The 12,641-nt window shown below is 46.0% G+C and carries 13 protein-coding genes; 12 read left to right on the forward strand and 1 reads right to left on the reverse strand.

The window, feature by feature from the left end:
• Nucleotides 1-46 precede the first annotated feature (46 nt).
• From yiaA to A8O23_RS06530, 12 genes are all read left to right on the forward strand, one after another.
• Entirely contained in the window at nt 47-466 is a 420-nt protein-coding gene (gene yiaA, locus A8O23_RS06475; protein WP_066618436.1) for an inner membrane protein YiaA, read from the forward strand.
• A 258-nt stretch (nt 467-724) separates the two neighbouring features.
• Nucleotides 725-1,783, forward strand: a complete 1,059-nt coding sequence (locus A8O23_RS06480; protein ID WP_066618438.1) for a TolB family protein — start codon at nt 725-727, stop codon at nt 1,781-1,783.
• Nucleotides 1,784-1,852: 69 nt separating this feature from the next.
• A complete protein-coding gene (locus A8O23_RS06485) occupies nt 1,853-2,548 on the forward strand; it encodes a cyclase family protein (RefSeq protein WP_066618440.1) in 696 nt (231 codons plus the stop codon).
• A gap of 100 nt (nt 2,549-2,648) precedes the next feature.
• The gene (locus A8O23_RS06490; RefSeq protein WP_066619474.1) at nt 2,649-3,212 is read left to right on the forward strand and encodes a DUF4256 domain-containing protein; all 564 of its coding nucleotides are present in this window, start codon (nt 2,649-2,651) and stop codon (nt 3,210-3,212) included.
• A gap of 201 nt (nt 3,213-3,413) precedes the next feature.
• Nucleotides 3,414-4,037: a hypothetical protein gene (locus tag A8O23_RS06495; RefSeq protein WP_066618443.1), complete on the forward strand. Its 624-nt coding sequence runs from the start codon at nt 3,414-3,416 to the stop codon at nt 4,035-4,037.
• A gap of 7 nt (nt 4,038-4,044) precedes the next feature.
• Nucleotides 4,045-4,353: a winged helix-turn-helix domain-containing protein gene (locus tag A8O23_RS06500; RefSeq protein WP_066618450.1), complete on the forward strand. Its 309-nt coding sequence runs from the start codon at nt 4,045-4,047 to the stop codon at nt 4,351-4,353.
• Between the two features lie 72 nt (nt 4,354-4,425).
• On the forward strand, nt 4,426-4,752 hold the full coding sequence (locus A8O23_RS06505; RefSeq protein ID WP_066619475.1) for a potassium transporter KefB: 327 nt from the start codon (nt 4,426-4,428) through the stop codon (nt 4,750-4,752).
• 150 nt (nt 4,753-4,902) lie between these two features.
• Entirely contained in the window at nt 4,903-6,147 is a 1,245-nt protein-coding gene (locus A8O23_RS06510; RefSeq protein WP_066619476.1) for a DUF4153 domain-containing protein, read from the forward strand.
• A gap of 377 nt (nt 6,148-6,524) precedes the next feature.
• The gene (locus tag A8O23_RS06515; protein ID WP_066618456.1) at nt 6,525-6,797 is read left to right on the forward strand and encodes a hypothetical protein; all 273 of its coding nucleotides are present in this window, start codon (nt 6,525-6,527) and stop codon (nt 6,795-6,797) included.
• A 26-nt stretch (nt 6,798-6,823) separates the two neighbouring features.
• Nucleotides 6,824-7,540 carry a hypothetical protein gene (locus A8O23_RS06520; RefSeq protein ID WP_066618458.1) on the forward strand — a complete coding sequence of 239 codons (717 nt, stop codon included), beginning with the start codon at nt 6,824-6,826 and terminating at the stop codon, nt 7,538-7,540.
• Nucleotides 7,541-7,633: 93 nt separating this feature from the next.
• Nucleotides 7,634-9,352 (forward strand): serine hydrolase domain-containing protein, encoded by a 1,719-nt coding sequence (locus A8O23_RS06525; protein WP_066618459.1) that lies wholly within the window; start codon nt 7,634-7,636, stop codon nt 9,350-9,352.
• A 426-nt stretch (nt 9,353-9,778) separates the two neighbouring features.
• Complete coding sequence (locus A8O23_RS06530; RefSeq protein ID WP_066618463.1) at nt 9,779-11,152, forward strand: B12-binding domain-containing radical SAM protein; 1,374 nt, start codon at nt 9,779-9,781, stop codon at nt 11,150-11,152.
• Nucleotides 11,153-11,581: 429 nt separating this feature from the next.
• Here A8O23_RS06530 and A8O23_RS06535 read toward each other — a convergent pair whose 3' ends face one another.
• The gene (locus tag A8O23_RS06535; protein WP_066618466.1) at nt 11,582-12,631 is read right to left on the reverse strand and encodes a hypothetical protein; all 1,050 of its coding nucleotides are present in this window, start codon (nt 12,629-12,631) and stop codon (nt 11,582-11,584) included.
• Nucleotides 12,632-12,641 lie beyond the last annotated feature (10 nt).

Here is a 12,641-nt window from a genome sequence, read left to right on the forward strand (position 1 = left end):
TTCAGGACTGGTATACCTTTGATTCATCACTAAAAGAAAAAGAAAAATGAATCAGAAACCATCCAACGCATTTGTGGCCGCCTCCTGGGCTACTTTACTTACTGGTATTACAGCCTATATGATAGGGCTGTGGAATGCAGAAATGATGCTGAACGAAAAAGGCTATTATTTCACCGTATTAATGTATGGTTTGTTCTCAGCTATCTCTCTCCAAAAAAGTGTGCGCGACCAGCTAGAGGGAATTCCTGTGACCAATATCTATTACGGGCTTAGCTGGTTTTCTACCATTCTAGCGGTAGTGTTGCTGACCGTGGGGCTTTGGAATGCAGATTTACTTCTTAGTGAAAAAGGGTTCTATGCCATGTCATTCCTGCTAAGCCTCTTTGCTTCTATTGCGGTGCAGAAAAACACCAGAGACAGTTTAGTAAATGAAGAACCCGTGAAGAAAAATGCTGAGGTATATTAACTCCGTGGCAGAGTCTAATGAAAGTGGGTAAACCAAAACACAACTGCACAGCTCCTTTTCAACACATCATTACTGGGCAATATCAGCTTCATTTCTTAACACATAGATAATGAGATAGTAGAAAAGTTTAAATACCTTAGGGTCAATTGTGTAAGTGGCATCTTCGGCTGATCTACCGCCTAATATTAATTGAGCTGTGCCTTTATTTTACCACCTAACAAAGCAAATATTTAGGTAAATAGATATCAAACTTTCCCCATGAAAAATATCCTCACCCTACTTCTGCTAATATGTATTTTCTCCTGCAAAGACCATCAGGACGAGCCACAGCCGGTTCCGGAAATACAGCAGCTCACCAATCATACAAAAAATATATATCAAGTGCGAATAAGCCCAGATGGGTCCACTATTTTTTATACTATCTATAAAAACCAGCCCAACGGAGATTTACACACAGAGATCTACTCCATTAAATCTGACGGGAGTAATCAAAAAAAGATTCTCACTTACCCGAACCATCTCTCCTATGCCCCCATAGTTTCAGCGAACGGAAAATTACTGGCGTTTGAAACCATGACCTATGCCAATTCTGGAAATGTTTCTGATTTGCACCTTGTCAATTCAGACGGTAGTAATCTTAGAAAAGTAATTAGTGCCAACACTACTTTCTTTCCCTATTCTTTTGCAGATGATGACAAAACCCTTGTTTATGGTAAAAACATGAGTATTGGCAATTGTTCCTGCAACACTATCTGGAAAACGAACCTGAACGGCACCCAGAACAAAATGATTAGCAGTAAAGGAGTGGTAGTAGATGTAACTTCAGACAAAGAACTATTTTTAGTAGATGATTACGTGGGTAACGCTTACCTGATGGATGCAGAGGGAAATAACTTTACAAACTTGGCCCCTGCAATTCCAGTTAAAATATCTCCTCTTAAAACGTTTGTTGCTCTTAGAAAGAGTGTCACCGCAAGTGGTACAACCAATCCCACCCTCCCTCAGTCATGGCAAGTTTTTGGAAGTGGTATGAGCGGTACAGACTTCAAGCAACTTACCACCTCCACTGCACAAAACTATCCAATAGATTTTTTCCCGGATGGCTCCAGAATACTCTTTACCTCCATGGATTACTCTGCACCTGATAAGTTAGCCGAACTGTATTCTGTCACCCTTGATGGTTCTGAGGTAAAACGCCTGACAGATAACGAATTCAGGGAAACTGCCATAGGCTTTTTGGAAAAAAAGAACAAAGTCTTGTTTACCTCTAGTAAAGACGGCAAGGTTAATTTGTATGTTCTAAACCTCAAAGAATAGCTTTTTCTAAAATTATCTTCAGAGTTTGTATAGAAAGTACGTGCCATTCTAAAAACAATAGAGTACAAAATGCATGAATTGATAGATTTAAGCCAGGAAATATTTTCAGGTATGCCTGTTCATAAAGTTCTTCCAGAGGTAACCATCATTATGCATAGTTCGCACGAAGAATGGGAGGGCATTGCTGACTCGCCACACATTTCCCCCAGTGTAAACAAGTTGGAGTTTAGTGAACATACTGGCACCCATGTAGATGCTTTGAGTCACATGAGCCGTCAAAACAGAGGGCAATCTATTGAAACCATGCCCCTCTTTATGTTTTATACAGAAGGAATATGTTTAAATTTTTCACAGAAAGGTCTAAGGGAATTAATAGAGCCAACAGATCTAGAAGCAGCTTGCATGAAGGACGGGCTTGAAATCAAAAATGGCGACACCGTACTACTATACACAGACCATTATAGAAAACACTATCCAGGAAAAGAGTGGGCAAATGGGCCTGGCATAAGTGCAGAGGCTGCCAAATGGTTAGGGAATAAGGGCATTTCTGCTTTTGGGGTAGAAACTATGGCTCCTGGCGTTTCTGGCGTTAGCAACAAGGAAGTACACAGAATTTGTGGAGAGCTTGGGTTTACCCACTATGAGAACTTAATCAATCTGCATCTTCTGATTGGCCGTGGTAGATTTCGGTTTATTGGTCTTCCGTTGAAAATTCGAGGAGGAACCGGTTCTCCTGTTAGGGCGGTAGCAGTATTTGAAGAATAACAGTAATTCCTCTAAAAACTTAGATACTGACGAAAGGAGGATTTTACGTAAACACGTGGTCATTGAAAATAGCTTGTACATAACTAAAAACCCTTCACCAATGGGAGTAAACAAAAAGCTGTCAGCTGAACAACACAAGGAACTGTTAAGTACACTGAAAAGCCGCTTTGAAAAGAACCGCAACCGCCACCCTTCTCTTGAATGGACTAACGTACAAACAAGGCTGGAAGCTTCTCCTGAGAAACTGTGGTCGCTTTATGAAATGGAAAGAACCGGCGGCGAACCAGATGTAGTAGGTGTTGACGAACAGACGGGAGAATATATTTTCTATGACTGCTCCCCCGAGAGCCCCAAAGGCCGAAGAAGTATTTGCTACGACCGCGAAGCGCTCGAGTCAAGGAAAGAACATAAACCGGAAACCAGCGCCTTAGACATGGCAACTGCCATGGGCGTAGAGATATTGTCTGAAGCACAATACCGCGAGCTACAGCAATTCGGAAAATTTGATGCCAAAACGTCCAGCTGGATTCAGACACCTCCTGACATCAGAAAACTTGGCGGGGCTCTTTTCGCTGATTTCCGGTACGGCCACGTTTTCGTGTACCACAACGGAGCACAATCATATTACGCCGCCAGAGCGTTCCGAGGCTCGTTAAAAGTATAACAGCTTGCTTTTGAAGCATATGTTTTCTCTTTCATGCCTGTACGGCTTGTAATGTTCTCTTGCGGAGCAAAGCCAAATTGCAACAGATTATTTGGGAGGTACGCTTTCCTAGGACCACAAAAATTAATTCTGAAATTTTTCATCCTCCCCTATTGCCAATCCGTAAAGCTTTATTAACTTTGAATCGCAAAGTACTTTAAAATGAATCAGCAGCAAGAACAATTAGCAACCCTGCACGAGATCCGCAACATAATGGATCGCTCTTCGCGGTTTATTTCTTTAAGCGGACTTTCAGGTATTTCGGCGGGGCTTACGGCACTGGCCGGGGCGGCAGTGGTGATGTGGTACTTGAGTGAGCAGAACATTGCCTATGGTGCAGACAACAACCTGACCTTGACCCAAGACGCTCTTTTGTTTTTGCTTACAGTGGCACTGGCAGTATTGGTGGTGGCGCTGGGGTTAGCCTCTTTCTTTACCATAAGGCGGGCACATAAAAACAACCAGCGCATCTGGGACAATCAATCAAAACGGTTAGTTCTGAACATGGCCATCCCCCTGTTTGCGGGTGGGGTCTTCTGCGCGGTGTTACTGTATCATTCTATTTTGTACTTAATTGCACCCACTATGCTTGTGTTCTACGGCTTGGCTCTAGTCAACGGCAGCAAGTATACGTTTAGCGACATTCGGTACCTGGGCCTATGTGAACTGGCACTGGGATTAGTCTCCGGCTTTTTTGTAGGCTACGGGCTGCTGTCGTGGACAATTGGGTTTGGTGTGCTGCACATTGTGTACGGCGCGCTGTTGTACTTTAAATACGAACGGTAAACACCCTTTGAAAACGTTTCTTGACAATATAAATAAAGCGTTTGAGAGCCGCGCGCGGTTAGGCATTATGTCGGTGCTGATGGTGGAGGAAAGGGTGGATTTCAATACTCTGAAAGAAACTCTGCAACTCACCGACGGGAACCTGGCCAGCCATTTGCGCGCGCTGGAAGAAGCGGAATATCTGCGCGTGGAGAAGCAGTTTGTGGGCCGCAAGCCCAATACTACCTACCTCGCCACCAATGCCGGCCGTGAAGCTTTCAAAGCTCACCTGGACGCGCTGGAGAAGTTAATTTTGAGCAACCGCCAAGGCGACTAATTTTTTTGCACCCTTACTTTGAAATACAAAGAACTTTTAATAATTATCAATTATCATCAAAATCTAAAAATCATGACACTTCAAAACAATCACTCTGCCCAAACAAGCCCATCATTTGCGACTCCAGTACTAGTGGGCGCCGGAATTGCTTTATTGGTCATCTTATTCTTTGTGCTTGGGGCAGACACTCCTAGTGCCTACGGGGATTACTGGATGATTAGACCTTTGATTGTTACACCACTGGCGGGGGCAACAGGCGGCGCCTTCTACGCATTTATGATGTACCAAAGTACCCGCGGTTTTAACAAAGCACTGGCTATTTTATTAAGTGTGTTGGTATACTTGGTTGGGCTGTGGCTAGGTATTGTGCTTGGGTTAGATGGCACTATGTGGGACTAAAAAGCGAATAGACAGCATCATTTTTTTTCAAGCAGAGGCACCTGTTTTAGGTCTGTTTTTAGAAAAGCAGGCCTAAAACAGAGATACTGAGAAAGTAAGAACATTGCACAAGCTAAAGACACTTTCGCATCAGGCAAAATGAACAAACCCATGAAAGAACAAATACTTAATCACCTAAATAGTCCGGGCCAGTTAGAGAAGCTGTACCGGACAAACAAAACCAGTTTCAGGCAGGAGTTCAGCAGTCTTTACCCGCAACTGAGCGGCAACGTGCTAGCCGATTTCTGGCACGAAAGGCTGAACTACGAATCAGATGCCATTTCCTGGGGAAGCCGAAAGGAGTTCCTGTTTGTGGTGCTGCTCGCTTTTGTAGCTGGGCTGTTGGTAAAAATCCCCTCCTTCTTCCCTGTTGATGAGGAGTATTTCTTCCCACGCAACATCAGTTTTCTGGTACTGCCCTTCTTAACGGCCTATTTCGCCTGGAGGAGTAACCTATCTGGTAAAAAGATAGCGTTTGTCTGTGCGGTTATTCTGGTGTGCCTGCTGTACATTAATTTCCTCCCCAACAATAACCAAAGTGATACACTGATATTAGCTTGTATTCACTTGCCATTGTTGCTGTGGGTGGTGCTGGGGGTATCCTTCTCTGGCAATGAACTCAGGGACTACAAAAAGCGATTAAGCTTCCTGCGCTTCAACGGCGATTTAGCGGTTATGTCAGCCATGCTAGTTATAGCTGGCGGAATTATGACAGCCATTACTATTGGGCTATTCTCTTTGATTGGGTTCAGCATTGAAAAGTTTTATTTTGAGTATGTGGTGGCGTTTGGTCTGCCTGCCGTGCCCATTGTGGCTACTTACTTAACCCAATCAAACCCGCAGCTGGTGAACAAAGTATCACCGGTCATTGCCAAACTTTTCAGTCCGCTGGTACTGGCCATGCTGGTTGTTTACCTGGGCGCCATCATCTTCTCGGGCAAAGACCCATACAACGACAGAGAGTTCCTGTTGCTGTTCAACCTGTTACTCATTGGAGTAATGGCTTTGATTTTCTTTTCCGTAGCGGAAAGCTCTACCAAATCAACTTCTTCCTCGGCGATTTGGATTCTGCTTCTGCTGTCTGTCGTGACGGTGGTAGTAAACGGCATTGCGCTGTCAGCTATTACCTTCAGAATCTCTGAGTGGGGCATTACCCCTAACCGGTTGGCGGTGCTGGGCGGCAACTTCTTAATCTTGGTGCACCTGCTGTTAGTAACTGTCATGTTGTTCAAAGCCACCATCCGGAAAGCCGCAGTTACAGAAGTAGGTAGAGCCATTGCCGTGTACCTGCCGGTGTACTTCGTCTGGACAGTGATAGTGGTTTTCCTTTTCCCGCTGATTTTCGGGTTTAGGTAAGGGAAATGATTGTCTTCAAGGCTTAATCCTATGTGCACATATTCCTGTTAAGTCCCCTTTGAAGGCCCGGGATGACAAGGACTTGAGAGGAACCTTCAGAAACAGCCCATTATGGCGCGGAAGTTACTTCCGTGACTTGCAAATCAATATCCGAAAGTCCCGGAAGTAACTTCCGCGCCATAGAAAGGAGCAATTTATTCTCCCTACGAGATAAGCTACAAAGGGGAAAAGAGTGCCAGTTATTTAGCCTTAGTTATGCTCTGTTTTAGAGCTGTTTTTCAGAAAGTAAGCCTAAAACGCAGGCAAGTACATACGCTTAAATCAACAAGTAACTTTCAAAGTTCAATTTCACTAAGTAGAAGCTTAACTAAAAATCAATGGAAAAGACAATTAACATTTCAAATATCATCAGCTGGGTTTTCGCCACTCTTCTGGTTATTGTTGGAATTCTGAACATTGTTTTGGTGCACCCCATTCCAGGAGCGGTTTATCTTATCCTCTCTCTCCTATACTTCCCACCTACTTATACTTGGCTCACCGAAAAGTATGATTTCTCCATTCCGGTGCTCATCAGAATTGCGCTGGCTATTGTTCTGACCATGTTTACCTTGGGTGTAAGTGACTTGGGAGATATAATTGACAAGCTGTAAAGCAAGAGGAATAGACCCAATAGCAAATGAACATTTCTGCCAAACTCGACCAACTGCATTTACAGGCCCGCGGAAACAAGTGGCTCTATATATTTGCCATATTCCTGAGGTTTGCCTTGGCTTTCGGTTTTATTACCTCTGGCATGGTGAAGGTGTGGGGCGAGCGGTTTACGGTATTGCCGGTTAGCCACCCCATGGGTAATTACCTGGAGGCGCTGTTCCATACCGGCTATTACTACACCGTGATAGGGGTAATGCAGGTAACGGCGGCGGTGTTGTTGCTCTTTCCTAGAACGGCACTTTTAGGAGCCGTCATTTATTTCCCTATCATTCTGAACATCTGCATTCTGTCGCTGTCGGTGCGCTTTGAGGGTTCTTTTGTCTCCTCGCCCCTAATGGTGTTTGCCAATTTGTACTTGCTTTGCTGGTATTACCACAAGTGGAAATACATACTGCCGATTAATAGACCTTCTGTTGAGAACGAGCTGCCCCAGTGGAAAGACTTAAGCAGCAAGTTTCCCTTTAAGTTCTTCGCTGGGTCGTTTGGAGCAGTTGCCATGGTTTTTCTTGTATTCTTCTACGGCTATGACATCATGCCTCGCAACACCACAAGAGACTGCTTAAGTCAGTGCGAAGACAGCCCCAACCCCCAAGCGTGCCGTGACTTCTGCGACTGTATTCATAAACAAGGTCAGCCGCTAAAAAAATGTCTTGACGCTTATCATGTTGCCCTGCCGGAGTAGCCGCTTCGTTTGTCTATTTTTTTGCAATTCAACTTTGTAATTCAAAGAACTTTTAAAACTCAAGAAAACCTCTAATTTTCAACTAATATTAAAATGAAACAAGAAACTAATTCCTCTGCCAAGGCTTGCGCCAAGGGTGGTCAAACCCCAAAAGGGTACGCCTATAACTGGAACCTTATTATACTTGCCTCTATTCTGCTCGCTTACATTTTAAGCGGGGCGCCTGCCAAAGCCCAGAACAAAACAGATGATGTAGATAAGATTTTCAGTTGGGCCACCAAAGAAACTCCTGGGTGCGTGTGCGCCATTACCCAGAACGGGAAAGTAGTGGTAAACAAGGCCTACGGCTTAGCAGATTTAGAGCGGGAAGTACCAATGAACACAAATGCCATTTTCGACATTGGCTCGGTACGGAAGCAGTTTATCGCTGCGGCGGTTCTACAACTGGTGGAAGAAAAGAAACTTTCACTTTCTGAAAACATCCATAGATACCTTCCAGATCTGCCAGACTATGGTCATAAGGTAACCCTTGACCACTTGCTCACCCACACGAGCGGCATCCGGGACTGGACCGGCCTGATGCCTTTGGCCCAGGGAAAGCCAGAAGCCTTAGCTCTCATTCTGCGCCAGCGGGGTCTCAATTTCAAACCTGGTGAGGAGTTTTCTTACTCTAACAGCGGCTACGTATTGCTGGTGGAAATTGTGGAACGAACAGCTAAAACGCCCATAGCCGAATTCCTGCGCCAGCGTCTGTTTGAGCCGTTCGGCATGAAGTCTACTTCTTACGTGACGGATATGACCGCCGTGGTGAAAAACAGAGCCCTTGGCTACGAGAAGCAGAAAGACGGCTGGAAACTGGACATATACCTGGGCAATGACCGCGGTGGCGGAGCAATACTAAGCACCGCTAGTGACTTACTTCTCTGGAACAATGCCCTCCACAGCGCTCGTCTTGGAACCTTTGTAACCGAAAAACTGCAGGAACCGGCCCAGCTGAACAATGGCAGAAAGCTCGGCTACGCCCGTGGTTTATATTTAGAGACCTATCGTGGAGTAAAAGAGGTGTGGCACTCTGGCGGCGCGGCGGGCTATCACACTTGGTTAGGCAGCTTTCCGGAGCAGGGTGTTTCCATTGCGGTGGTGTGTAATTCAGACGCCAAGCCTGCCTCCGGTTTGGCAGAGCGTGTAGCCGATTTATTTGTGAACTATTCAGCTCCGCAAGATCAAATGGCCGGACCACCGCCCGCTGTTACAGGTGAAGCGCTGGAAGATGCCAAATCTAATGCCGGACTTTTCTTCAACGAACAAACCGGTGAATCGCTGCGCCTGGTAATAGACCGCGACCGCCTCCGGATAGCGGGCGGGCCAGGTTTGGTGCCTGTGAGCAAAGACCGTTTCAAGCGCTGGGGAGCTTTCGTACAGTTCATGTCACAAGACGAGTTTGAAATCAACTTTCTTTCGCCAGACAAATTTGAACTGAAGTCTATGGAAGGCCAAGTGACGAAATACCGTCGAGCTAAGCCATACTCTCCTTCCGCCGCTGAATTACAAGCCTTTGCTGGTCGGTATGCCAATGATGAAATAGGTTCTTTTTTAGACATGGCCATTGGCAAAGAGGGTTTGACGGGAAGTGCTAACGACGCCCAAAGCTTCCCCTTAAAAGCGGTGGAGCGTGACACGTTCCAATTAAGCGGTATGACCCTACGTTTCGTGCGGGACAAAGGGGGTAAAGTAGTGGCCATAGACTACAGTAACCCAGTTGTGCGCAACATCAGATTTACCCGCGTGAATGACCTGACCAGCCGCCGGTAACCTCAGCAATTCAAAAAGGACATCCTCTGGCAGTGTTTCACCTTTTCCAGGTCATCCTGAGCGCAGCCGAAGGATCTAACGAGGAGATACTTTCTATTAACTGCTTTGCTATGACTCTAATGAATAAGAAATGCGCTGCCTGGCTAGTTCTTTTCCTTTCATCCTCCTTACCAGTTGGCTTCAAGAATCTAATATGCAGGATGCTACAGGGATGTCAGCTCTGAATTAATCCTAGTTAGATCCTTCGGCTGCGCTCAGGATGACCAGGGGAAGAGTGGCAGCCAAACGCCGTAGCTCATGCCCCTAGTACGAATGCAATTAGGGGGCATCTGTTTTCGGTCTCTTTTTCATAAAACCGCCTGAAAACAGGAATTATAATCCGATTCTCCTGCACTAAAAAATCATCAACCATTTTAAAACATCATTATGAAAATAGACATCATTATAGCCTATGTGCAACGGTATGAATTTGGGCATGAACGGGACTTTGTACCCCCAATAACAGGTATTCATTTGGCCGCCATTACCCCTGCGGAGCATGACGTGCGGGTGTTCCATCAACAGATTGACAAGCTGGACTATGAAACCGATGCCGATGTCATTGCTATTTCTTTCTTCAGTGGCTTTGCGGTGGCGGCGTATAACCTGGCGGTGGAGTTCAAGAAAAGAGGCAAGCTAGTGGTAGCGGGAGGCCCTCATGTGACATATTGCCAGGAAGAAGCGCTCACCTACTTTGATGCCATTGTCACCGGCGAAGCAGAAAACGTATGGCCCGCTCTCTTGCAAGACATTGAATACGGGCAGCTGCAACCTATCTATGCGGGTTCACCATGTGACATGACCAACTTACCCACACCCCGCTATGATTTGCTGCCCAATCGGTTCTTCATCAAGAAAGTGATTCAAGCCACCCGCGGCTGCCCGTTCTCCTGCTCCTTCTGCACGGTTCCTTCGCTGAATCCCGGGTTCAGACTACGGCCAGTGGAGGATGTGGTGCGAGACGCCTCCTATGATCAATTCCCGCATTGGTGGCAACGGAAAATTGTTTGGTTCTGGGATGATAACCTCACCATCAAAAGACCATACATCCGGCAGTTGCTCACAGAAATGGTTCCCTTAAAAAAGTGGTGGCTCACCCAAGCCAGCATGGATATTGCCAAAGACCCTGAACTGCTGGATTTGATGAAAGCCTCTGGCTGCATTGGCGTTTTTCTGGGCATTGAATCGTTTGGAGTTGAATCGCTGGCTGATGCGAACAAGAAGCAGAACAAAATAGCGAACTACAAAGAGGCTGTAAAGGCTATCAGGAAAAGAGGCATTGCCGTGATGGCAGGTTTCATTGCCGGATTTGACCACGATGACGAGCAGAGCATCATCAACATGGCCGACCAGCTCATGGAAATAGGCATTGATGTTCCGTTCCTCAGCATCATGACGCCTTTCAGAGGAACTCCTATCTACACCAAACTTGAAATGGAAGGCCGCATGCTCCCTGAAAGAAGCTGGAATTTTTACAATGGTTACAACGTGGCATTTAAACCCAAGAAAATAACCCAGACGCAGTTGCTAGAGGCCCATAGAGCGTTATGGAAGAAGTCTTTTTCGCCCCAGTACTCCTTCAAGAGAATTCTACGCGGGGCGTTTACTTTAAGATTGGGCGCTTTTCTCATGTCCTTCTTCATGAACTCTTTTTACTCCTTGAAGCGGGTAAGAAAAAACTACCCCATTGACATGAGCAAGCGAGTAGATTTCATAAAACTAACGCAGCCCCTGAAAACAGCAGAAAGGAAGGTAGCCTAAACAGACTATGTACTCAAACAGGAGAGTAATGGCTTCCTTAATTACTCTATTACCGTTCAACTAAAACCCCTCGCCTAAACATATGGTTTTGCACGCATTCCGTCCCCCTTTGAAGAGGGTTGGGGATGACAAGGATAGCTGAGGAGGCAAAAAGCTTTATTTAATTGCTTTCCCATAGCTCCCTATGGTTCGGAAGTAACTTCCGCGCCATAGTAGATAGTATCGTCTGCCCTTAATTCTCCTATTAAAAAGATTACTCCCACCTCCATTCTTTCCTTAAAGATGAGCTGCAAAGGAGACGATCATTCTATTTTGGGGCTGTTTTTCAAAAAATGGCTCCAAAACGTAGGCACAAGCGGACGCTTGCGCCAGGAACAAAACATCAAATCTAAACAGCTTTGATAAAAAGAAAAGCTACTGCTTTACGCCTTACCCCTTCACGTGCCTTACCATTAGCTTCAACTGCAGGCGTACAATTTCCCCCATAGTTTTGCATTGGGAAAACTCATTATTTTTATGGTGTTCGGCCAGGGCGGTACGGAGTTGGTTTACTTTTTCAGGGGTGGAGATGGTGTCTTTGCGCATGCAGTCCACCAGATCTTTTAACCTATAGCGGGCGCTCCTGATGCGGCGGAACAGCAGTGTGCGTTCCTCGTTCTGGTACTGCTTCTGGGTTTCGGGGTGCAGCCATTTGGTGCAGAGCTCCACTATGGGGTTGTTGTCTTTGAAGTACTGCGGCAGGTACATGGTTTTGCGCCCTTCGTAACTCTGCTGGTCAAAATCGATTGGCCGCACGCGGTACTGCTCTTCCTCAAAATCAGGGGTAATGACCACCACGTAATTATAGGAACGCATGTCGCCCAGCAGCAGCGCGAAACAGCGTTCGTTGAACTTCACAAACTCCTTGGCCATGCGCACCTTGTTCAGGGTAGGCTGGTGCAGGTGGTTTTTGATAAACTCATCGCCGGGTATGCCTGCAATGTGCTCTTCTATCAAAGAGGCATCTTGTACCAAATAATTAATTCGGTTCGGTGACAATACGTGCTCCAGTTCCAGGCCATAAATTCGGGAGGCATCGGCGCGTTTGAAGTAAAAATAGTCGAAGTTATCGTTGAGCAGGTTTACCACCCGTATCCGGAAAGGGTGCGAATTGCCGAAGGTGCAGTAGTCTACCCGTTGTACTGACAGTTGGTCCAGCACGCTTTCATCTCCGCCAGATTTTAGCTGCACGTAAATGCGCAACAGCCCATTATAGATTTCCTGCATTTGCCCCTGCTCATATATAACCGTCTGCCAAAGAGTGTCGTGTCCCCGTTTGTCAAAGAGCGGATAGGCGTCTGTAAAGTGAAGCAGATCCTGGTAAGAAATAGGCAGCGGGGCCTCGCGGTCATACTCGCGCAAGTACTTCCTGAGCGGCTGCCCCACAGGGTAAAATTCTTTCTTTTTAGAAATATTATTAGGGTCTGGTAACTGGGGCATTTATAAAATA

This window comes from Rufibacter roseus (genome assembly GCF_001647285.1).
Taxonomy (GTDB): Bacteria; Bacteroidota; Bacteroidia; order Cytophagales; family Hymenobacteraceae; genus Nibribacter; species Nibribacter roseus.

What these genes read in the sequence shown, in the direction of transcription:
- A8O23_RS06520 (WP_066618458.1), top strand. Translation starts at nt 6,824, where the DNA reads ATGAACATTTCTGCCAAACTCGACCAACTGCATTTACAGGCCCGCGGA.
- A8O23_RS06485 (WP_066618440.1), top strand. Translation starts at nt 1,853, where the DNA reads ATGCATGAATTGATAGATTTAAGCCAGGAAATATTTTCAGGTATGCCT.
- A8O23_RS06480 (WP_066618438.1), top strand. Translation starts at nt 725, where the DNA reads ATGAAAAATATCCTCACCCTACTTCTGCTAATATGTATTTTCTCCTGC.
- A8O23_RS06515 (WP_066618456.1), top strand. Translation starts at nt 6,525, where the DNA reads ATGGAAAAGACAATTAACATTTCAAATATCATCAGCTGGGTTTTCGCC.
- A8O23_RS06505 (WP_066619475.1), top strand. Translation starts at nt 4,426, where the DNA reads ATGACACTTCAAAACAATCACTCTGCCCAAACAAGCCCATCATTTGCG.
- A8O23_RS06530 (WP_066618463.1), top strand. Translation starts at nt 9,779, where the DNA reads ATGAAAATAGACATCATTATAGCCTATGTGCAACGGTATGAATTTGGG.
- A8O23_RS06525 (WP_066618459.1), top strand. Translation starts at nt 7,634, where the DNA reads ATGAAACAAGAAACTAATTCCTCTGCCAAGGCTTGCGCCAAGGGTGGT.
- A8O23_RS06490 (WP_066619474.1), top strand. Translation starts at nt 2,649, where the DNA reads ATGGGAGTAAACAAAAAGCTGTCAGCTGAACAACACAAGGAACTGTTA.
- yiaA (WP_066618436.1), top strand. Translation starts at nt 47, where the DNA reads ATGAATCAGAAACCATCCAACGCATTTGTGGCCGCCTCCTGGGCTACT.
- A8O23_RS06535 (WP_066618466.1), bottom strand. Translation starts at nt 12,631, where the DNA reads ATGCCCCAGTTACCAGACCCTAATAATATTTCTAAAAAGAAAGAATTT.
- A8O23_RS06495 (WP_066618443.1), top strand. Translation starts at nt 3,414, where the DNA reads ATGAATCAGCAGCAAGAACAATTAGCAACCCTGCACGAGATCCGCAAC.
- A8O23_RS06510 (WP_066619476.1), top strand. Translation starts at nt 4,903, where the DNA reads ATGAAAGAACAAATACTTAATCACCTAAATAGTCCGGGCCAGTTAGAG.